This window comes from Bacteroides sp. 2_2_4 (assembly GCF_000157055.1).
Taxonomy (GTDB): Bacteria; Bacteroidota; Bacteroidia; order Bacteroidales; family Bacteroidaceae; genus Bacteroides; species Bacteroides ovatus.
In genome coordinates, this window is sequence record NZ_EQ973355.1 from 182,473 (window position 1) to 203,788 (window position 21,316).

General features: G+C 43.1%; 18 protein-coding genes and 1 pseudogene. 7 read left to right on the forward strand and 12 right to left on the reverse strand.

Features of this window, described 5'->3' with window-relative positions; all coding sequences use genetic code 11:
• Window positions 1-74: 74 nt before the first annotated feature.
• The 3 genes from BSCG_RS26340 to BSCG_RS26330 form a co-directional block, all read right to left on the reverse strand.
• Window positions 75-3,434 (reverse strand): S41 family peptidase, encoded by a 3,360-nt coding sequence (locus BSCG_RS26340; protein WP_008774609.1) that lies wholly within the window; start codon window positions 3,432-3,434, stop codon window positions 75-77.
• A 17-nt stretch (window positions 3,435-3,451) separates the two neighbouring features.
• Window positions 3,452-4,273 carry an MBL fold metallo-hydrolase gene (locus BSCG_RS26335; protein ID WP_004309713.1) on the reverse strand — a complete coding sequence of 274 codons (822 nt, stop codon included), beginning with the start codon at window positions 4,271-4,273 and terminating at the stop codon, window positions 3,452-3,454.
• A 405-nt stretch (window positions 4,274-4,678) separates the two neighbouring features.
• The gene (locus tag BSCG_RS26330; RefSeq protein WP_004297080.1) at window positions 4,679-5,218 is read right to left on the reverse strand and encodes a flavodoxin family protein; all 540 of its coding nucleotides are present in this window, start codon (window positions 5,216-5,218) and stop codon (window positions 4,679-4,681) included.
• A 194-nt stretch (window positions 5,219-5,412) separates the two neighbouring features.
• On the opposite strand from BSCG_RS26330, the gene BSCG_RS26325 reads away from it, so the two are divergent.
• From BSCG_RS26325 to BSCG_RS26300, 6 genes and pseudogenes are all read left to right on the forward strand, one after another.
• The gene (locus BSCG_RS26325; RefSeq protein WP_004304055.1) at window positions 5,413-6,102 is read left to right on the forward strand and encodes a Crp/Fnr family transcriptional regulator; all 690 of its coding nucleotides are present in this window, start codon (window positions 5,413-5,415) and stop codon (window positions 6,100-6,102) included.
• 136 nt (window positions 6,103-6,238) lie between these two features.
• Window positions 6,239-7,075, forward strand: coding sequence for an AraC family transcriptional regulator (locus tag BSCG_RS26320; RefSeq protein WP_032849259.1), 837 nt, complete (start codon window positions 6,239-6,241; stop codon window positions 7,073-7,075).
• Between the two features lie 376 nt (window positions 7,076-7,451).
• Window positions 7,452-8,524: pseudogene (locus tag BSCG_RS26315) on the forward strand (alpha/beta hydrolase).
• Window positions 8,525-8,533: 9 nt separating this feature from the next.
• Entirely contained in the window at window positions 8,534-9,727 is a 1,194-nt protein-coding gene (locus BSCG_RS26310) for an MFS transporter (protein WP_008774612.1), read from the forward strand.
• Window positions 9,724-10,563, forward strand: a complete 840-nt coding sequence (locus tag BSCG_RS26305; protein ID WP_004309718.1) for an aldo/keto reductase — start codon at window positions 9,724-9,726, stop codon at window positions 10,561-10,563. The genes BSCG_RS26310 and BSCG_RS26305 overlap by 4 nt, the downstream gene beginning before the upstream one ends.
• 40 nt (window positions 10,564-10,603) lie before the next feature.
• A complete protein-coding gene (locus BSCG_RS26300) occupies window positions 10,604-11,365 on the forward strand; it encodes an NADPH-dependent oxidoreductase (protein WP_004297088.1) in 762 nt (253 codons plus the stop codon).
• A gap of 66 nt (window positions 11,366-11,431) precedes the next feature.
• On the opposite strand, the gene BSCG_RS26295 is transcribed toward BSCG_RS26300, so the two are convergent.
• The 9 genes from BSCG_RS26295 to BSCG_RS26255 form a co-directional block, all read right to left on the reverse strand.
• Window positions 11,432-12,712 carry an alginate export family protein gene (locus tag BSCG_RS26295; protein WP_008648626.1) on the reverse strand — a complete coding sequence of 427 codons (1,281 nt, stop codon included), beginning with the start codon at window positions 12,710-12,712 and terminating at the stop codon, window positions 11,432-11,434.
• A 29-nt stretch (window positions 12,713-12,741) separates the two neighbouring features.
• A complete protein-coding gene (locus BSCG_RS26290) occupies window positions 12,742-13,533 on the reverse strand; it encodes a cytochrome c biogenesis protein (protein WP_004309720.1) in 792 nt (263 codons plus the stop codon).
• Window positions 13,530-14,765 (reverse strand): cytochrome c biogenesis protein ResB, encoded by a 1,236-nt coding sequence (locus BSCG_RS26285; protein ID WP_004309721.1) that lies wholly within the window; start codon window positions 14,763-14,765, stop codon window positions 13,530-13,532. The genes BSCG_RS26290 and BSCG_RS26285 overlap by 4 nt, the downstream gene beginning before the upstream one ends.
• Window positions 14,766-14,777: 12 nt before the next feature.
• Window positions 14,778-16,259 carry an ammonia-forming cytochrome c nitrite reductase gene (gene nrfA / locus BSCG_RS26280; protein ID WP_004304071.1) on the reverse strand — a complete coding sequence of 494 codons (1,482 nt, stop codon included), beginning with the start codon at window positions 16,257-16,259 and terminating at the stop codon, window positions 14,778-14,780.
• Between the two features lie 39 nt (window positions 16,260-16,298).
• Window positions 16,299-16,898 (reverse strand): cytochrome c nitrite reductase small subunit, encoded by a 600-nt coding sequence (gene nrfH / locus BSCG_RS26275; protein ID WP_004309722.1) that lies wholly within the window; start codon window positions 16,896-16,898, stop codon window positions 16,299-16,301.
• Window positions 16,899-17,060: 162 nt separating this feature from the next.
• Window positions 17,061-17,552 (reverse strand): DUF4625 domain-containing protein, encoded by a 492-nt coding sequence (locus BSCG_RS26270; RefSeq protein ID WP_004309723.1) that lies wholly within the window; start codon window positions 17,550-17,552, stop codon window positions 17,061-17,063.
• Entirely contained in the window at window positions 17,549-19,708 is a 2,160-nt protein-coding gene (locus BSCG_RS26265; RefSeq protein ID WP_004304076.1) for a TonB-dependent receptor, read from the reverse strand. Before BSCG_RS26265 ends, BSCG_RS26270 begins: the two co-directional genes overlap by 4 nt.
• Window positions 19,709-19,795: 87 nt before the next feature.
• Complete coding sequence (locus BSCG_RS30835; protein WP_004297096.1) at window positions 19,796-20,110, reverse strand: hypothetical protein; 315 nt, start codon at window positions 20,108-20,110, stop codon at window positions 19,796-19,798.
• A gap of 145 nt (window positions 20,111-20,255) precedes the next feature.
• Complete coding sequence (locus BSCG_RS26255) at window positions 20,256-20,876, reverse strand: HU family DNA-binding protein (RefSeq protein ID WP_004309726.1); 621 nt, start codon at window positions 20,874-20,876, stop codon at window positions 20,256-20,258.
• A 320-nt stretch (window positions 20,877-21,196) separates the two neighbouring features.
• Between BSCG_RS26255 and BSCG_RS30975 the strand changes: the two genes are divergently transcribed.
• A partial coding sequence (locus BSCG_RS30975) for a transposase family protein (RefSeq protein ID WP_139016488.1) occupies window positions 21,197-21,316 on the forward strand: 120 nt, incomplete at its 3' end.

A 21,316-nucleotide genomic window follows, 5' to 3' on the forward strand; every position in this document is an offset into this window, starting at 1 on the left:
TCGCTTCTCTGTTAGAATCTAATTGATTCTTTCAAAGAAGCGACTCTTTATTTTAGATGTAATCACACTCGTATTTACTTCTTTTGACTATCTATCTCTTTCAGAAGTTCATCCACAGCCACCTTTAGTTGGGTATCCTCTCCTTTGACTACTGTTTCCGGATTATTGGCAACCTTTACATCCGGTTCCAATTGGGTATTTTCCAAATAACTGCCGTCAGGCAAACGATAACCGACGATAGGAATACCAAAAACCAGTGAAGGATCTTGTAAAGTTTCCCAAGACACACTTGTCATAGTACCCGGAACAGGCATACCGACAAGTTTGCCAATCTTTTGATGTTTATATACCCACGGAGTTCCGTGTGCATTCGAGTAGTTGGCCTCACATTGCAACATAATGGAAGGTTTGTTCCAACGACGACTCGGCATATCACAGGCTTCACGTCCGCGTACCACCTGTGTGAAGTATTTCTGACCGCTGAACAGTATTTCAATATCTTCATGCAGACGGCCACCACCGTTGAAACGGGTATCAATCACAATGCCTTCGCAGTTGTTATATTTTCCCAGAATGTCCGAGTATACAGTACGGAAGCTGTCATCTCCCATCGACTGAATATGAACATATCCCAAACGTCCTTTCGACCATTTTTCAACATCTGCCGCACGTTGTTTTACCCAACGTTTGTATAACAATCCATTCAGTTGCCCGTTGGTGACCGGCATCACCACTTCTTCCCAACGCTCTTTATTTTGTGGATTGTAGATTGAAATCAATGTTTTCTTCCCTGCTTTATTATTCAGCAAGCAGGTTATGTCATTATCGAGAGTTATCTCTTCTCCATTAATCTTTTCAATGATGCAACCAGCCTTTACTTTGGTACGTGAATGATCGAACGGACCTTTTTCTATTACTTCGGCAATCTGCATTCCTTTTCCCTGATAATTCCAGTCGAACAAGAGTCCGAGATTAGAAGTGACATCTCCTTTTCCTTTGGGAGAATAACGTCCTCCGGTATGTGAAACATTCAGCTCACCCAACCACTCACTCAATAATTCTGCAAAGTCATAATTGTTATCAATATGAGGCAAGAACTTACGATAAGCATTAGTCATAGCATCCCAGTCAACCCCGTGCATATTGACATTGTAGAAGCGTTTTTGATGCTGTTTGTACACATGGTCAAACATCGTTTCACGTTCGGCAGCCAAATCCATTTTCATTTCAGCCTGATAGCTGATGGACTTCAACGCATCCGACTTGGCATCCATCTTTTGCATAATCCGGCTTCCCAACAAAAAGATATCTCCTTTTTTGTCCAACATCAACGATGCCCAACCGGTATTGAGTTTGTGCAGACGCTTCGTATCTTTTTCACGGAGATTCATTTTCCAAAGGTCATATCCACCTTCGAACGCGGAGAAATAGTAAAGATCTTCCCCGTCTTTTGAAAGTATGGCACTACCCAAGTCGGAAGAATTGGGAGTCAAACGTACGATACGGTCTTCAATGCCGTTCAGCTCGACAAGTATCTCTTTTTGATCTGCCTTATCATCAGCAGACTCATCCTGATTACTGTCTTTGCTGCTATCTACTTTGCTCTTTTCCTTGTCGGCCTTGCTTTTATCAGTCTTTCCCTTGTTAGCATTTCCTTTATCTGCTTTTTCCGCCTTAGACTTCTTTCCGTCTTTCGTCTTCTCATCGTCTTTCTCCTTTGCCTTCTTCTGTTCCTTTTCAAATTCCTTGAGTAATTCGAAATCTTCCTTACTCAAACGGTAACGATCATAAGCATCCTGATTGAGAAACACCAACATCACATCTTGCTGCGATCCCCAGGAAGCGTGCGCACGCATACCATAGCGCTCGGTTTGGAAAAGAATAGCATTCCCATCGAGTACCCAACGCGGAGCACCACTGATATATCCACTATTTGTCAGATTAGTAATTGCACCTCCCTGTGCGCTGACAATGCCTACATCCGAATAAGGATCGTGGCGGTTGCCTATAAATTCAAGAGTGAACCATTTACCGTCAGGCGACCATTCGTAATCGAATCCACCTCCGGTGTTATACCATGTAGAACCATCCGTTACCTGACGTACCTTTTTTGTTTTCAAATTGAGTACCATCAAACGATTACGGTCTTCGATAAAAGCCAATTCTTTACCGTCCGGTGAATATTGCGGATAAGTACGTTCTACCGTTTTAGACGGTAATAATACTTCCTCTTCAATAAGAGTGGCATTAGGGAAATTCGGGTCTTCCTTACGACTTATTTTGGCGGTATAAAGTTGCCAGTTACCGGTTCGCTCGCTGGCATAAACCAGTGTCCGGTTGTCCGGAGCAAAAGAAACGGCAGCTTCTTTTGCCGGAGTATTTGTGATTTGCTTGGTGGTAGCATAATCAGTTGAAGTCACAAACACATCACCACGTACAATAAAAGCAATTTGTTTACCGTCCGGAGATACAGAAGCGGAAGTTGCTCCCTGCGAGAACTTAAGTGTAGCAAGCTGCTGCTCATCATCACGGACAAGTTCTACTTTTACTTTTTCCGGACGTGCACCAGACTTCTGTGTGTATAACTCACCATCATAGGTATAACATAAGGTACCTTTATCGCTGACAGACAAAAAACGTACCGGGTGAGTTTTGAAAGTAGTCACAGCTTTCACTTCCTGTGGGGTATTCAAAGGGAAAGTATACACATTGAAAGAACCTCCATCACGCTCACTTAAAAAATAGACAGCATTACCATCAGGTGCATACACAGGATTACGGTCCTCGCCTTCCCGGTTTGTCAGGTTCGTATGTTTTCCCGTTTGGGTGTTATATAACCAAATATCTCTCGTAATGGAAGAAGTATGATGCTTTCTCCATTCATCCTCAAACCCTTTACGATCCTGATAAAGAAAATTCTTCCCTGTTTTATCAAAACAGACCAGTTCTGCAGGAGTGCCCAGCACTTGCTCGGTACGTCCGCCGGCAACAGGAACTTTATATAATTCCGTCATTGCTCCTGTAGGAAACAGGGCACTGCCTACCGGATCCTGTATAGAGGCAGAGAAAAAGATATACTTTCCATCCGGAGTAAAAGCCGACGGTATTTCAGATGCAGAATGATAGGTCAATCGCCGAGCGGCACCTCCGTCAGCAGGCATAATGAACAAATCAAAATTTCCATTCCGGTCACTGGCAAACGCAATTTGCTTGCCATCGGGCGACCAAACCGGATTGGCTTCATAAGAGGTTTGTGTGGTGAGTTGAACAGCTGTTCCTCCTTGTGCAGGGACTTTATAAATGTCACCCTTGTAACAAAAAACAATTTCTGATCCATCCGGTGAAATACGTGCATCACGCATCCACAAAGGAGTAATTGCATAGCTGGATAATGCTGATAATACCAGCGCTAAAGAAGTTATTAGTTTCTTCATATCAAATTATTATAAATTTATTCCGATAAATCGGTTTGAATTAGTTTTCCCGTGTAATTATAAAATGTGCTGTCACCAAAATCTTTATAAAAGAAGGCATATTTATCCACTCCCGTACAATGACAAACGCCAATCTGTCGGGGAAGATATTCCTGTAAATAATCTGCAATGACCTGATATTTTTGTTTTTCCGCGTTATGGATATGAAAACCTCCCAGAAGTAACTTACAAGGAGATTCGGGAAAGACAGCCTGAACCGTACGCAAAATATTGGTTATTCCCCGATGAGAACAGGCACTTAATACGGAAAATCCTTCCGGTTCCACCAATACCACCGCCAATTCATCCTGAAAAGTATCCGGTATTTTGCATCCATCTTCTTGCTGAACCCAAAAACGTTCAAAATGGGTATCTTCCTGATTTATAATATCAATAGAGGGAAAAAGGAAAACTCCGGGAAGCAGTTCGGTCTGCTCTGTAATAAAGCGGAAACGGGAACGATCGAGGTTTTGTGTATGCATCATCCCGTTCTCACGTTCATCCTTGAATTTAGGAGAAAAAATCTCACTCTTACAGACAACGGTTGCCTGCGTATTCAATTCCAAAAAATAACGTAGTCCGCCCGTATGATCGTTATGACCATGAGATAATATCAAATAATCGACTTTTTGCAAGTCAATATGCAACAAGCAGGCGTTACGGATAAACAAGTCGGATGCTCCCGTATCGAAAAGTAATCTATGTTCTTGAGTCTCGATATATAGAGAAAGACCATGTTCTGCCTGCAATTTACGTCCATAGACACAATTCTCCACAAGAGTCGTTATTTTATAGCCCATGATACTTAGTTAGTTATCAAACGAATTATACAAAATAAAAAGTTCTGCCACAAAATTATAATAATTCTGTGGCAGAACAAGCAATCCAGTCAATTAAGTAATCGTAAAAAGGGGAAAAGGTGAGGGTAGTGAGGGAAGAATTGCAACCTTTTTATTTTTATATTTTATTTTCTCCTATCTATATTTTCTCTAAAAAAAACACGAATGTTAGAAATCCACCCTCACTACCCTCACCTTTTCCCCTCTTCTTATAAAAAAAGACGGCGGAAAATCTGGAAAACATAACCGTCTTTTCCAGATTTCCCGTCAGGTTTTAAAAGTTAAGTTCAAAACTATATCTCAAATATTCGAACAAATCCATTTATCATATTCTTTATGAATATCTTTAATATGGAAAACAAACAGTTACACCATCTTTCCCATATTATATGCTTCCTGCATGTAGGGAGTATCTTTAATCTCTCCTACTTTCCATGCACCGATTCCATAGACCGTCCCTTTTTCCTGTGGTCCTTCCAAGCAATCGAGGAAGCCACGGAAGCCGTCGATAGTACGCTCCATCATTGCTTTATCGTTTTCTGCTGCCGCAATAATGAAATAAAATTCCTTATTAGTTATTTCCGTATAACGTGCGCAACAGCGGTCAATCATTATCTTCATCTGCCCGCACATGGTGTAAAAATAGACCGGGGTTGCCATTACAATCACATCGGCAGCAATCATCTTCTCCACGATTTCCGCTGCATCATCCTTCTGTGGACAGGGTTTACCGTACATACTGCAAACACTACATCCCGTACAAGGATGAACCGTTTTGTCTTTCAGAAAAATCTTCTCTACTTCATTGCCCGCCTCGATAGCACCTTTCATAAATTCATCACAAAGCAAATCCGAATTACCACCTTTACGTGGACTGGACGAAATGATCAAAACTTTTTTAGCCATAACTTTCTTTTATTACTTTCATCTTTCAGAATTAATCAGTCTTTTCACTCTGCAAAAATAGACTATTTATAACATAGCGAATGTATATAAATTACAGAGAAATATACCCAGATTACAGATTCAAACATAACAAAAGATTTTTTCTACCAATATTTAATTTATATCTTTGTCCACAATACGAACAACATGATACAATGAAAAAAATACAACTGACCGACACACATAAAGAAAAGCTGTTTCAAATCCCCCTTTTCCGGAATTTGCCCTTAAACATTAAAGAATCCCTATTGGAGAAACTAGATTTCGTAGTCTATATAGCAAACAAGAAAGAGATAGTTGTTACGCAGGGAACGCCTTGCAACAAACTGTATGTGTTGTTGGAAGGGAAATTGCGCACGGATATTATCGACGGACTGGGAAATGAAGTGATGATTGAATATATCATTGCGCCACGCACTTTTGCCACTCCACATCTTTTTAGCTCGGACAACACATTGCCGGCTACTTTCACTGCCCTTGAGGACAGTGTGATACTTATGGCAACAAAGGATTCTACCTTTAAAGTTATCAGCCAGGACCCGCAAGTATTGCACAATTTTCTCTGCATTGCAGGCAATTGCAATATCTGTACCGTATCACGTCTGAAACCACTCTCCCGCAAGACTGTCCGGGAAAGATTTATCGTTTATCTGTTCGAGCACAAGAAGAAAGATTCCCTGATAGTGGAGATTACACATACGCAATCCCAACTTGCCGAATACCTGAATGTATCACGTCCCGCCTTATCGAAAGAAATTAATAAGATTATCAAGGAAGGGCTTATCACTATGGAAGGGAAACGGGTGGAAATTTTGAATAAGGCCGCTTTAGAGAAATTCATATAATAAAGAAACAGGGGCAGGGTTGAAACTAAGGAATAATTTGGCTCTTATATCGAAAACAAGTTAAATATATAAATGAGCCGAAGAGAAATAAAACTGTTTTTGCTATATTTGCAATCAGAAAGAAAAGCAAAAAAATATGACAGATGAACAATTAGGGCAAATGAAGCTTATCTTCAATTACAACGATGTATTCTACAGCTTCTTCTATGATGACCTCAGCGGCTGCGTACATCGCTCCCGCGAATATGCCATCAATTACGTCTATTCGGGTGAGATGATTCTCGACAATGGCAATGAGCAAATTCATGTCGGAAAAGGCGAATGCGTCTTCATACCGCGCGACCATCACATTACGATGTACAAGAAGACGAAAGATGGTGAACGCTACTGCGGTATCTTCCTGATGTTCACACGTCGTTTCTTACGTGAAATGTACGGTAAGTTGGAACAACGTAAAGTACCGACCAATACCGCGAAACTCAATTCCGGAGTGATAAAACTTCCGAAAACGGCCGAACTCGCCAGTCTGTTCGCTTCGATGACGCCCTACTTCGATCCGAAGGTGAAACCTGCGGATGACCTGATGCAACTGAAATTGCAGGAAGGTCTGCTCGCATTATTACATATCGACAAAAAGTTCGCGCCGACGCTTTTCGACTTCAATGAACCGTGGAAAATAGATATTCTGGAATTTATGAACGAGAACTACATATACGAGCTCACGATGGAAGAGATGGCACACTACACGGGACGCAGCCTTGCCACATTCAAACGGGATTTCAAGAAAATCAGCGACCTCACTCCCGAAAAATGGCTTATCCGTAAACGACTCGAAGTAGCTTACGCCCTGATGAAAGAGGGCGGCAAAAAGGTCGTGGATATTTATGCCGAAGTCGGTTTCAAGAACCCGTCTCACTTCTCAACCGCCTTCAAAAAACAGTACGGTATGCCGCCGACCGCCACATTCGTGTAAATCGGAGCAAAATATATTGAGTTTTTTAATTAAATTATTTAAGCCTCACTGCGACATCGCAGTGAGGCTTAAATATCAACTTACAGCTTGTTCCTTACAGTAACCTTACGGTAAGGGCAGCCCTGATAATTTACCGGAAAATATAGAGCATACAATCTTCATAGCAATGTGTATGCTGATGCCATATTGTCCACCGCCAAACTTGATTATCATAAATTCAGAACTACTTTTCCAGCCATTTGCATGGAGCTTTTAAGAAAATAGATAGTTGAGCTTTTGAGTAACTCCTTTTGAGCCCGACAATAATGTGCCGCTTATTTTATAGCCGTACCTTTGCAATATGAAATAGAACAATAACCATTTAAATAATAGAATGATGAGAACAGCGAATTTTAAATCCGCAGCTATCGCAGCCTTGTTAAGTATGGGGTTGCTTACCGGCTGCACGAACGGTATTACAAATCAAAAAACAAGTAATCATATGGACACATTGAATCTTACACAGGAATGGGACAAAAAGTTCCCACAGAGCAACAAGGTTAATCATCGTAAAGTAACCTTCAAAAACCGCTATGGCATCACACTTGCCGCCGACTTGTACGAACCCAAGAATATCGAAAGAAAGTCCCTGCCATTGCCGTTAGCGGCCCTTTCGGGGCTGTGAAGGAACAGTCATCGGGACTTTATGCGCAGACAATGGCCGAATGCGGATTCCTCACCCTTGCGTTCGACCCCTCTTATACGGGTGAGAGCGGTGGCGAACCCCGTAATGTGGCATCGCCCGACATCAACACCGAAGATTTTAGCGCGGCAGTGGATTTCCTGATTGCACACCCCAATGTAGATGCCAAACGCATCGGTATCATCGGCATCTGCGGATTCGGTGGTATGGGACTGAATGCCGCGGCAATGGACACGCGCATCAAAGCAACAGTAGCTTCTACAATGTACGATATGAGCCGCGTGAATGCCAACGGCTATTTCGATGCCGAGGACAGTGCCGAAGTACGCCGCAACAAACGCGAGGCGATGAATGCTATCCGGACCCGTGATGCACAGAACGGCACGGCCACTCCCGGTACGCCCGGTCTGCCCACTAGCATCAAGGGCGACGAGCCGCAATTCGTCAAAGACTACTTCGATTATTACAAGACTGAACGTGCTTTTCACGCCCGTGCCATCAATTCTAATGGTGCATGGAACCCCACGATGGCTCTTTCGTTCATCAATATGCCATTGTTAACCTATATCCACGAGATTGACAATGCTGTATTGCTCATTCACGGCGAAAATGCCCATTCGCGTTATTTCAGCGAGGATGCCTTCAAACGCCTCAAGGGCAACAACAAGGAGTTACTAATCGTTCCCGGAGCCAACCACACCGACCTTTACGACCGGAAGATTCCGTTTGACAAACTGGAAACATTTTTCAAGTCAAACCTCAAATAAAATAAAAACATGAGTATATCAACTAAAAATAAGCATAACCACTTGTTGATGTTCATCCTCACACTCGGAGTATTCGGAATATTGAATACTGAAATGGGAGTAGTGGGCATCATCCCTATCATTGCCGAAACCTTCGGTGTTACGGTGCCGGATGCGGGTTGGACGGTCAGCCTCTTTGCGCTGATCATTGCCTTCTCTGCTCCCGTCGTACCGTTACTTTTTTCACGGGTAAACCGTAAAACGGTCATGGTGCTCGCCTTGTCCGTGTTCGTGATTTCCAACCTCGTTTCGGTCTTCACGACGAACTTTACCGTACTGTTGATAACCCGTGCGATTCCGGCATTCTTTCATCCGCTCTATGTATCCATCGCTTTCTCAACCGCAGCCTCTTCCGTTAGTCGGGAGGATGCTCCGAAAGCCGTTTCCAAAATCTTTGCCGGAGTATCGGCAGGAATGGTGCTCGGAGTGCCCGTGACGAGCTACATCGCCAGTGAATTTTCATTCTCTGCAGCAATGGTATTTTTTACCGTTGTTAATGCATTTGTACTGCTCGCCACTATTTTCCTCATACCGTCCATGCCCGTTAAGGAACGGTTATCGTATGGCACACAACTCAGCGTTTTGAAAAAACCCGTATTGTGGAACTCCTTCCTTGCGGCATTACTGATGAATGCAGCCATGTTCGGATTTTACAGCTACTTGTCCGATTACCTGATAACGGTTACAGATGTCTCCTTCAAGGTAATCAGCCTTCTGCTGTTTGTTTACGGCATGGCAAATATCGTCGGAAATATCGCAGCCGGAAAATTGTTGGCACAACGTCCTTTCGCCACGTTGAAATACGTACCTGCCATCATGGCGATACTTTATCTCGTACTTTACGGACTAGGGAAACTGACCGTACCAACGTCAATCGTCATTCTGATATTGGGAATATTCGCAGGTATTGCAAATAACGGGAATCAATTCATGGTATCTACGTCGGCAACCGAAGCACCCGATTTTGCCAACGGATTGTTCCTGACCGCCGCAAATCTCGGAACAACGTTGGGAACGGCAATATGTGGCATGTTCATAACCGTATGGGGAACACAATCATCTCCGTTGGGAGCTGTGGCATTCCTGCTTGTCGGAGTGGCAAGCATTATTATCAGGAATAGCTTAATGAGCCGCAATAAACACATAATGGCAGTGACAATATGAAGAAAACAGAACGACCAATAATCACTTTCCCGAATGGACAAACTGTTTGTCCGTTGGGACAAGGCACATGGAAAATGGGACAATCCGCCGCACGGCGGCATGAAGAAATACGGGCATTACAACATGGCATCGAGCTGGGAATGAACCTTGTCGATACTGCCGAGATGTACGACAACGAGGAACTGGTAGGCGAAGCTGTCCGCGACTGTAGAGAGAAAGTGCTTCTCGTGAGCAAAGTTTTACCGAGTAATGCAAGCTATCGTGGAACGAAACTCGCCTGTGAACGAAGTTTGCTGAAGCTCGGAACGGAGTATATCGACCTCTACCTGTTGCACTGGAAAGGACGCCATCCTTATGAAGAAACCGTTCGGGCGATGACCGAATTGCAACAAGAGGGAAAAATCCGTTTATGGGGTGTCAGTAATATGGACACAGCCGACATGGAACGTATTGTTTCACTGTCCGGTGGAAGCGGCTGCGCCACCGATCAGGTACTCTATAACCTCGGCGACCGGGGCATAGAGTTCGACCTCATGCCGTGGTGCGCTGCCCGTAGAATGCCGCTTATGGCTTATTCGCCCATCGGAGAAGGACGACTTCTGCACCACCATACATTGGTGGAAATCGCCCGGCGACACGATGTATCGCCTGCACAAATCGCATTGTCGTGGACGATGCGTCAGCCCGGTATCATTGCCATACCCAAAGCCGGTAATGTAACCCATGTGGAAGATAATTTCCGAAGCCTTTCCATTCATCTGACAGAGGAAGATTTGCATGATTTGGATACCGCGTTTCCCGCACCGGCACGGAAAATACCATTGGCAGGTTGGTAATAACATGAAATGCTATAAATTATGAACTATAATAAGAAAAATGAATAAAGTCATAGATAGTATGCTGGCACATCGTTCCATCCGTTCATACACCGACAGAACGGTAAGTGATGAAGATTTAAACTCCATCATCCGTGCCGTACAAGCCGCACCGAACTGGGTAAACCTGCAACTCGTTTCCATAATTGCAGTAAAGAATACCGACCATAGAAGACGTTTAGCCGAATTATGCGGAAATCAGGTACACATTGCCGAAGCTCCCGTATTCCTCGTGTTCTGTACTGATTACCATAGGGTGGCTCTTGCCTGCCATAAGAAAGAGCAAACGCTCGATGAAGTAATGCAGGACATTGACACATTGCTCGTGGGAGCTCATGAAGTCGGTATCGCTCTCGAAGCGGCTGTCGTGGCTGCCGAATCATTGGGATTGGGAACAGTCCCTATTGGAGATGTACGTAAAAATGCGCTGGAAATTGTCCATGAATTGCAACTTCCGGAATATGTCTTTCCTATGTTGGGATTATGTATCGGCTACCCCGCAGAAGAACCGGGATTAAAGCCTCGTTTTCCACAACAGGCTGTCTTTTTCGAAGAGACATATAAGACTGATTTAAAAGATAAACTCGCTGAATATGACGTTATCTACGCCCATTATCTTAAAGAACGTCCATGGAATAATCGTGTAGGCAACTGGACAGACCTGGCAGCTGATTTCTACCGACATCCGTTTCATTACAAAGGAGTTGCGGATGCCTTAAGTCAACAGGGATTTACCTCGGCTAAAAGCAGATATTCGGTATAGAGATCAAAGTCCTAAAATCCCGGTCAACATAAGTCAACCGGGATTCTCATCATTCTGTTTATTTCTCTACCATTTAGTGAAAAATACTTTCGGATTGATATTCAACGATACCCATCCCCAATCCTGCCAGCTTTTATGATTGCCGGTTTTCACAGCGTCCATCGTCTTCGTACCACGCATAAAAGAATATCCGGCAGAGAGTTTCACATCTTTCATGATCGACCAGTTTATCTGATAATCGACTTCCGAACCTAAATATTTCTTCAAGTCCTGAACCTTTACAGCTGTACTAAAATAATGGTAATTAAGTTCCATATCTACCTTGCCAGATAGACGGAAACGACCTCCGATACGAGCATCCATCAATCCCGGTGCATAACCGTTTGCAAATGTAGAAGCATAAAAATAATCCATTGCTCCATAGAATTTATGATGGGTCCCATAAAGAGGATCAAAAGCCTTATACTTACCGCCATTTCCTTTATCACCGCTTAAATAATCAAAACTAGCCACGGCTCCCCATGTCTGATTAAACGTATAGGCGGCTTGTATGCTACCCATCAAAGCTGAAACTTTCTCCGCAGCTTTATTCTTACCCATCTGATAGTAGAAAGCACCATCCAGATTCCAGTTACTATTCTTATAAGTGAGGTAAGTACCCATTGTTTGTAAATAGCGGGTATGAGAATCATCCGTGGCTTTATCACCCGTTTCCAATCCCAGATTCATAAACAACAAAGAAGCTCCGAACGGAACATTATCCGCTTTATAATGATACCAGACGGTTTGCATATTCTTATAAGGCTGTCCGGTAGAAGAATCATAGTAAGTACCTCCACTTGTTCTATTGTCATTATTCTGGTTAAAAGCAAGAATCAGATGGACTTCATTATTTTTGTTGGCATATCCCAGCTTCAATGCATCGTGGTAACGGCCCGCTACATTCCAATCCAGTCCTCCCAAAATACGTTCATCATCATAAATCAATGACTGACGTCCCAGTTGAGCAAAGAACCCTTCACCAAAGTTCAGTTTCGCCCAAGCCTCATTCAACATAAAACGCCCATTCTTCTCAATCTGCGGGTCTTGTCCCCAAACACCGACATGCTGTGCCGACATCTTTAGTTCCAGATCCGAACGTTTATAATCCATCGAGAGGCGTGCACGGTTATTGATGAAAGATGTAGGAGCTACCCCTTCATCCCGTGGAGTCAGTGCACCATTCCGATACTCCGCACGAGGTCTGATTTGCATAGACATCGTAAATTCATTCTCTTTCTCCGTGTTTTGTGTATATGCCATGCTTGGCAATAGCATAAGCAAGAATGACCAATAAAGTGTTTTCATTGATATTGAAGTTTAAGTGATTCGATATTTCAATTTAAATTATAAGTATGCACACTGACTCCTTGCGCGGCCGGAAGGTAATTGATTCCATACCAGCACATTTGCAACAGGACAAATGATACTAACAGAATAATCAACGCAGGACGTGCCTTCAATGGCTTGCCCAATCTGAAATGGATATACACCAGATAAGCGAACCAGGTAGCTGCCGCCCAAGTCTCTTTCGGGTCCCAAGCCCAGTAATGTCCCCAGGCTTCTTTTGCCCAGATAGCTCCGGTAAGCATACCTAATGTCATAAATGCCAGACCTACATAGGTGAGGTTGTCACACAAATCCATTTCTTTCCGTTCAATCTCCTTCTTTTTGAACCAAAGCAGATAGACGGCCATCACCGTCGCCGCTCCCAACATAGCATAAGCAAACATATACACAATGACATGAGGGGCAAACCACGGGCTTTGCAAAGCAGGCATCAACGTCTTATTATGAATCTCCGGTTTGAAGATATTGATACAAATAAAGACCAATGAAAGGATACAACTGAAACTTAAAATCCATTTATACTTCCAGCGTGCATAGGTTATCAATCCCGCCAACGGAAGGAAGAAAGAATACCACAGCCGTGTCTCTCCCATTGTCCGCATCGGAGGACGTTCTAATGAAATCCACATTCCGATAATGAAACTGAAGAAAATAGCCAGACCTAAGAAAGTAAATCCATAAGCCCATCCCGTTTTTGTACCTTTCCAGGCAGTAAAAGCTCCCAAAGCCCAACAAACCAGTGCGGCTATTGCAAATAGTATAAAATATTCCCAACTCATGCTTTGTCCTCCTCTTTCCTCTTTTGTGCGCTGACAAACAGACAGATGGCTCCTGCCATCATCATTATTATTCCTGTGTAAACAACCGGCAACCACGGATCGCGAACCAACTCGAAGACACTGATATCGCTCCATCGTCCCTTTGTTTCATCGTAACTAAGTTGATAAATTTTCCAACCTTCTATCTCCATCGGGCGGTTCACTTCAATGGTTCCTCCCGTGATCGTTCCTTCTTGTGTGTAAATCTTCACTTCCGATGCAAATCGCTGCGGTTCCCGTTCCGGCATTACAATACTGGTTAAAGAATCCAGCCGGATTGCCTTATAGGGAAAAAGAAAACTACCGCAACTTACCCATCCCTCTTTGGTTGTTTGATTCTTCTGATTGACTGCTTTCAGATAGACAGCATAAGTCGCTCCCATCGAATGAAATTCAGTAAACTTCAAAGTATCTTCGGTAGCCACAGAAGCAGCCATCGGAATAGATTGCTCAATAGTTAGCTGCCAGTCCTGCAAGCTGCCATTTGTCACTCCCTCTTCCAACAATACATGTACAGGAGATTTTTCGGGAAGCGTACGGCCGGTTTCATTATCAATCAACATCAGTTTCGGAGGATATTCGTCGATAGTGAAATCCTTCAGTTCGATAGCCAGCGGAAGTTCAATCAGTTGACCTTTATCATCCGTAGCCCGCCATTCGGCACTTCCCATCCGGGTTGTCATTTTCAACCTTTGCATATCGGCATTTCCCAAAGTGGCTGTTATCAGTGCAATAAACAATCCGATATGATTCAGTAGGAAAGAAATCCTGCTGATCTTCAAAGAGAAACCGGTGCGAAGGATTGTCAGCCCCAAGGCGGTGACCATCCAAAAGTAGAGCAGGACAAAAGGCCAGGAAGAAATCATCTGCGAAAATCCCAGCAGATCAGCCGGAGCATGACCGGAAGGAGCCTGCCGGATCAGTCCCATCACTACCGTCATGCCGACCACCCACAATAGAGACGAGACAGCAGCGGAATAATGACTCAACCATCCGAATAAATAGACACGTTTGCGAAGAAGGTGCATGGCTACCAAAGCAATGATATAAACCACTAACACAATCACATTGACCGGACAGGCAAACAGGTCCCAATGTATGGCTCCCACTGTCATTTGCAGCAATAGCCCTATCACCAGTAATCCTGCGCCAATCACCAGCCCTTCTTTATAACTCCATGGTTTGCTCCACATATATAAATTCTCTTATTTCTGTGCCAGACGGCCGTTTTCTTTCGCTTTCTCCAACCATGCCGGAACAGTTGTTTTCAGGAATTTCTCCTTAGCCGCTCTTTCAGCATCCATATCCAAGCCGATATATTCCTGTGCTTTTGCCTTTGTTGAAATGTCCGGCATCGGAACATCTCCCGTATATCCATTCTTTGCCAATACTTTGGATACAGCCAGACGGGCTTGCATGGCACGATCCAATCCATGAGAAAGAATTCTCTGAATTTCCTGCGGTGCGTGGAAAGAACCTCCGTGTGAAGCTACTCCGAAATCCCAACGCCATTGTGCCTGACGAATCAGTGCGAGCACATCTTTCATCTGTGTTTCTGTAGCACCCTTGTCCCAGGCAAATTTAGCTTCGATATGTGCTTTTGCCAATTCCTGTTCCAGACGGTTACGGATTTCATTCGCTTTACGTTGGCGTTCGTACACATTATTACGTAAAGTCTCTTCACTTTCGCGGTGACAAACCTGACAGGTGCGGTCAATCATAGCCAACGGGCTTTGGATATGGTGATCGCTGAATTTCACACCACCTTCACTCTTATACGGCATGTGACAATCGGCACAAGAAACACCTCTCTGTCCGTGGATACCCATCTGACAAATCTCATAGTCAGGATGCTGCGCTTTCAGAATCGGAGTACGGCTCAATTTATGAATATAATCATAGAAACCGGCCTCATCATAATAAGCCTCCATATCTTCTACCGTAAAACCTTTGTCCCAGGGGAAAGTCAGATACTTACCATCCCCTTTGAAATAATATTCCACATGACATTGTGCACATACCAATGAACGCATCTCCTGCGGAGTAGCTTTAGTGATGTCTTTACCCTGACGTTGGAAAGCCTCTATCAAAGCGGGACGACTGATATGAAGATTCATTGTTTCGGGATCATGACAATCGGAGCATCCGATAGGATTCACAATTTCGGCGCCCATAGCCCCCCATTTATTGTTATAGAAAGAATCGACACCTAATGCCTCCATCATACGGGGAACATCCGGACTCTTACAAGTCCAGCAGGTAGACGGTTGAGGACCTTCAGTCGGGCTCATGGGCGAACCGGTACGCAAAGATGCCGTAATATCCTCAATGGCATGCATGTGTCCCCGTGGAGTGGAATAATCTTTTGAGAAAGCATATCCCGCCCATAGAATCACCATTTCAGGACGTTTTTCCAAAGCATCTACAGCAATATTCCCATTAAATTCACTCTCAAAGTCAGTCTTTGCAGTCTCCGTCCAAGTCTGGTATTCACGGGGAAAGTCATCCTTAAACAGTTCATTTCGTGCTTCAATCCCTTTGATAACGTTTTTACGGTTATTGAAAATGCTGGCAACTTCCGCCCTCCGTTCCATCAACGCAGAAACGCATAATCCCAAAACAAATACAACGACCATTGAACCTCCGAACAACAGCCATCCTTGCCATGATTTTAATTTCTTTTCCATTGTATATCGGTTTTATTATTTTATTACGTATTTCATTTCTTATTTATCTTTCTGATTCACCATCTTCCGGAGCCATTCGGGAACAGGCGATTCCGGAAGAGGAACAATCGCTCCCGGAGTACCGGACAGGGAATTCTTTCCACCATGAGGAACATCACGATGGCAATCCCAGCAAGCCTTCCCCTCTCCTACCTGTGACATCATATAATCAATCTTCCCCGTCTTCACAAATTCCGTATTGAGTTGTGTATGACAGCGGATGCAATTATTCATAATCACTTCGGAACTGGCTTTATGAGCCTGAATGACCTGCGGCTCGCTTTTGGTAAGAAATGCAGCCACGTGTTTCATACCGTCCATACCTTTAAAGGTCCATTTCTTCACAGCATTTTCATGCGGCACATGACAATCATTGCAAGTGGCATTCCGGGCATGTGAACTATGGAACCAGGTTGCATAGTAAGGAGTCATAATGTGACAATTCACGCATGCAGCCGGGTCATCTCCAAGATAGGTATGCGCCCGGAGCATATACATAAACAGTGCTCCTCCACCCACAATAACACCGCCAATGATGACAGCCGCTACCTTCCATTTATAAGAAGGAAAGAGTCGATTTATTATTGGAAACTTCATCATACGAAAAAGTATTTTTCACAAAAGTAAAGGATTGGAAACAAAAAAGGTGTAATAGATATTACACCTTTCGAAAGAAAAAATACTCATTACGTAAAAAAACAGAATGGGAATGTGTCAAACGTCCCTTTTTGACCTCACCTCATTCTTTCTCTATGTATTGTCTTATTCATCATGGTGATGGTCTTCGTCTTCCACCTCATTACTTAATTTGATATTGCGTGCGATATAAGATTCGTTACCTGCGGCATCCGTGCAATAAACCATCAAATGATAATCTCCTGCAGTAGCATTGGCCGGTATTACAATATCGTGATGATGAATATGGGCGGTTTTCTGTCCGGACACATCGTAGGATCTGTTGAAACTAAAATCTACTGTTTCCTGTGCAGCCCTGCTATTACCTCCGTGTGAATGGTGGTCGAAATTACTATGAATTTCAATCTTATAGGATTTCAGCATGACATCATCCGACAAATCCATTTCAAAATGAACCCCATGTTCGTTTCCTATCTCCAAAGCCTGACCTTCTTCCGGTTCGTGAAGTTCAATCAGAGGTTTGGTCGTATCACTGGAGTCATCATTATCACAAGAGGAAAACATGAAAGTAACTGTTGCCAAAAGGCTAATCATTGGGAGATAAAATTTATTTTTCATTTCAGTAATTTTTTAAATGGAACTTTGATTAATATCTGGAAGTTACGTCCCGGTTCGGGGATTTCAACTTTCCTGTAAAAACTAAGATGATTGTAATATCGGGTATCGAATATATTCCGGGCGGTCAGGGTTATTTCAATCTCATTATTTCCACCTATCGGAATATTCAATGAACCACCCAGATGAAAGAGATTTGCTCCGGCTGTACGGTCTTCGTTACGGTCCACTCTATTTTGCCGGGCAATGCTCTGCCATTCTGCATACAACATATACCGATTCTTTTGCCAGGTTAATGTATTGCGCATAACAGGAGGTGGCGAGAAACTCAATGGAATATGTTCATCACAATTATAGGTGTAAACGTATTCAGCGGAAATCCGATAATTGAAGTTGCGCAGAAAATCAACATCTACGGTAGCTTCAGTTCCTGCAAATAGCGCTTCTGCTCCGGTATAGCGATAGATTTGTCCGGCATGAGGCAATACAGACCACTCTCCGGTAGGACGCAGAAAGATGTAATTGCTGAACCAACTGACAAATGGAGAGACGGAGAAAGAAATTCCCCGGTACTTCAGATGATAAGAAGCGTCTAGTTGCCAGCCTTGTTCGGACTTTAGGTTTGCATCTCCCTGTTCATGGCGGAAAGTGCCGTGATGTACACCGTTGGCAGCCAACTCATTCGCACCGGGCAGGCGGAAACTACGCCCGATATTCACCTTTACCAGATGTTTGTCGGAGGGAGTCCATACCAATCCCAGAGAAAGAGAATAATCACCGTAGTGCTTATTCACAGAGTGACTGTTCCACTTGTAGAAGTCTATCTGTTCCGGATCATAGCCCTGTTTCCGAAGATAATCGGCAAGGTAAGTATCTTCATGCGAAGAGATATTCATATATCCGTAGTCATATCGCACTCCTCCGCTGACTGAAAACACATTGTTGGGTCTGTATGTCGTAAGCCAAAGCATTCCGGTAGTGGAACGGCGATATTCAGGCAGTAAAAACGAATAGCCGGAAATGTCGTTCCGTTGATGTTGTCCATCCCACCCCAATGTATGTTCCCACGAAGAAGAACCAATAAAACGAGCTTTCACCGAAGCACTGAAAGTGTTCAGATTAAAAGCAAGTTCCTTGTCGGGGTCTTTCTCCGGTGCGGGTTGCGAACCATAGTGAGTATGGAAAGCACTCCACTCTTCACGGTGATTGTTCTGGAAACCTAAATCGCCTGACAAGATCAGTTTCTCCCATGCATATTGCTGGTGGGTGGTCACTTTCAGGTGATTCACTTTACTGAATGGCAATTCAATATTACGGCTGTCTCCATCATCTTCCACACGTGACGCATCGGGTATGCCATGTGCCCCCGGAAAGAATCCCGTCTTTTGATATACATTACTCACAGCATAATTCGCTTTATAGGCTCTTCGTTGATATTGGGTAAAAAGTCCGATATTGCGTTCAATGCCTGCCGTATTCTTGAGTTTACGCCCATATATGGGAATTCTTTGTGTCAGGTAGACAATAGAATCCGTCGGAATACGATAGTCACCGAAATGTTGTTCCGAATAACGAATATGGGAGTACCAGGCATTCTTCCTGATTCCCAGCATCAGTGATCCTCCGATGGTTCCATTGACTGATTTACCCAGCAGTGTGACATCTCCGAATACACGATTATCAGCAGGAACAGCCGACGGAACAACATCAATCACTCCTCCCATTGCATCACTGCCATAGAGCAGTGAAGAGGGTCCTTTCAATACATTGACTGCTCCGATATTGAAAGCATCCAGTTCTAGTCCGTGATCGGCTCCCCATTGTTGTCCTTCCTGTTTGATTCCGTTTTCCAATACAGCAATCCGGTTGAATCCCATTCCGCGAATCATCGGTTTGGAGAAGCCCGAACCAATATCCATTGCCTGTACTCCGGGAATATTCTCCATCGCCTGCATGAAGTTTCCTGTAAAATGTTTGCGCAAAAAATCCTGATCGGCTACATCAACCGTAAGGGCAGACTTTTTCGCTTGACGTTGCTGGTACGTTTCGGTTACCACAACATCAGGCAAAAGCATGCTCTTGATTGAATCGGATTTCTGTGCATGGACGGATAAGGTTACAAATAGCCCTATTACGCCCGAAATAATTCCGATACGCATCAATTACAATCTTTTATTTAATGTGTAAAATGAATGTAAGGATAGATTGAAAGCCAATCTATCTCCATTGAAAATATGAGTATGTAATCATGCGACCGGAGGCCCGCGTAAATGATGCGAATAAGTTCGTTTGCAAACAACCTTATCCTGGTAAATAATCGGCTCGTAGGGCACGAGCGTCAGTGTGCAATGAAATTCTATCGGTTGAGGTTCAGTAAAGAAAGAAAGGGAGTATTGGCAGATCGCACAATCATCAGATGATTGGTGAGAATGCTTTGCATGGGAACACGACTTTTCATCCTCACTTCCATGATAGTGAAAGGTCTTCACTACAAAGAAGGGAATGAATGTCATGAATAACATCCATGCTATATATACCCTTATATTTTTCTTTTGATACATTCTCCCTCTATTGATTAATAGAATAGCGGGACAAATATAACAGTATGAAAAATAATCAGCAAGTTATACATCTTAATATGTGTTACCGTGAATGACAAAAAACACAAAGCTGTCAGTAACAGCACGAGGATTTTTTAGTTGATTATCATTCTTCCTGTTGCCAGACATAAAACACGGTTCTTCCAGCTCCACGTTTACGAAGAATCCCTTTCTCAATGAAAGTATTCAAATCATCTATTGCTTTCAGTCGGGAAAGTCCGGTCAGGCTACTATATTCCAATCGGGTAATACCACCATTTTTCTTTAGAAATTCCTGTAAAAGCTGTTGGCGTTGCTCCATAGAAAATTCCACTTTTTGAGAAGAGTGTTTGGATTTATCCACACGTTCCAACTCTATTTCACGCTTAATCTTCCTTTTGAACTCTTTGGAAGTGCGCAAATGCACATTATCAAAACAGATTGATTCGGCACGAATCTCACGTTTAGTCATTACTTTATGCGTACATTTCAAAGAGATGCTAAAATGCCCGAGTTCGCCAAGTTCTACGATATATCCCTCTGCTAACGTTTCGGCTAGTTCATCCAATACAACTCCTACTACCGCATCTATCACGTTATAGTTAAAAGTCTGGGAAGAACGAGATACACGTTCCATGAATTCTTTCTTCGAGTAAGTTCCATTTGGAACGATACGGGCATGCAAAGGCTTTTGTTCTCCGGTACAATCAGGATCCGGTGTTTCATACAAATCATATTGAGCACTCATAAGTATATCTTTTTATTAGTTCATACATTTATTACTTTCACTACGTATATTTAATCGCCTGTTCATTGAACTTTAATCTTCAGTTCATATAAAAATAATCGTCTGACAGTTGTATCTTTTTCGTCTGACAGTTGTCAGACGGAAAGATAACAGTTGTCAGACGAAAGTTCAACAGCTGTCAGCAGGGCAGACGCATTATATTTTTTACTATATTCTCGTTTGTAATTTCCTTACTATATTGTTGGTTATCAACATATTATCATTTGCTAATGTCGATTATTTTCCTTATCTTTATAAGATATATTAAAACATAAACTAACATGAAAATTGGCATAATTGACCTTTGTAAACAAATAGAAGATCCTAGGATGAACCGCAAAAAAGTACATAAAATGGAAACTATTATCTATATATCCATTGCTGCTGTAATCTGTGGCGCT

Bases quoted from the DNA above. Each gene is read 5' to 3' on its own strand.
- BSCG_RS26340 (WP_008774609.1), bottom strand. From the start codon at position 3,434: ATGAAGAAACTAATAACTTCTTTAGCGCTGGTATTATCAGCATTATCC.
- BSCG_RS26335 (WP_004309713.1), bottom strand. From the start codon at position 4,273: ATGGGCTATAAAATAACGACTCTTGTGGAGAATTGTGTCTATGGACGT.
- BSCG_RS26330 (WP_004297080.1), bottom strand. From the start codon at position 5,218: ATGGCTAAAAAAGTTTTGATCATTTCGTCCAGTCCACGTAAAGGTGGT.
- BSCG_RS26325 (WP_004304055.1), top strand. From the start codon at position 5,413: ATGAAAAAAATACAACTGACCGACACACATAAAGAAAAGCTGTTTCAA.
- BSCG_RS26320 (WP_032849259.1), top strand. From the start codon at position 6,239: ATGACAGATGAACAATTAGGGCAAATGAAGCTTATCTTCAATTACAAC.
- BSCG_RS26310 (WP_008774612.1), top strand. From the start codon at position 8,534: ATGAGTATATCAACTAAAAATAAGCATAACCACTTGTTGATGTTCATC.
- BSCG_RS26305 (WP_004309718.1), top strand. From the start codon at position 9,724: ATGAAGAAAACAGAACGACCAATAATCACTTTCCCGAATGGACAAACT.
- BSCG_RS26300 (WP_004297088.1), top strand. From the start codon at position 10,604: ATGAATAAAGTCATAGATAGTATGCTGGCACATCGTTCCATCCGTTCA.
- BSCG_RS26295 (WP_008648626.1), bottom strand. From the start codon at position 12,712: ATGAAAACACTTTATTGGTCATTCTTGCTTATGCTATTGCCAAGCATG.
- BSCG_RS26290 (WP_004309720.1), bottom strand. From the start codon at position 13,533: ATGAGTTGGGAATATTTTATACTATTTGCAATAGCCGCACTGGTTTGT.
- BSCG_RS26285 (WP_004309721.1), bottom strand. From the start codon at position 14,765: ATGTGGAGCAAACCATGGAGTTATAAAGAAGGGCTGGTGATTGGCGCA.
- nrfA (WP_004304071.1), bottom strand. From the start codon at position 16,259: ATGGAAAAGAAATTAAAATCATGGCAAGGATGGCTGTTGTTCGGAGGT.
- nrfH (WP_004309722.1), bottom strand. From the start codon at position 16,898: ATGATGAAGTTTCCAATAATAAATCGACTCTTTCCTTCTTATAAATGG.
- BSCG_RS26270 (WP_004309723.1), bottom strand. From the start codon at position 17,552: ATGAAAAATAAATTTTATCTCCCAATGATTAGCCTTTTGGCAACAGTT.
- BSCG_RS26265 (WP_004304076.1), bottom strand. From the start codon at position 19,708: ATGCGTATCGGAATTATTTCGGGCGTAATAGGGCTATTTGTAACCTTA.
- BSCG_RS30835 (WP_004297096.1), bottom strand. From the start codon at position 20,110: ATGTATCAAAAGAAAAATATAAGGGTATATATAGCATGGATGTTATTC.
- BSCG_RS26255 (WP_004309726.1), bottom strand. From the start codon at position 20,876: ATGAGTGCTCAATATGATTTGTATGAAACACCGGATCCTGATTGTACC.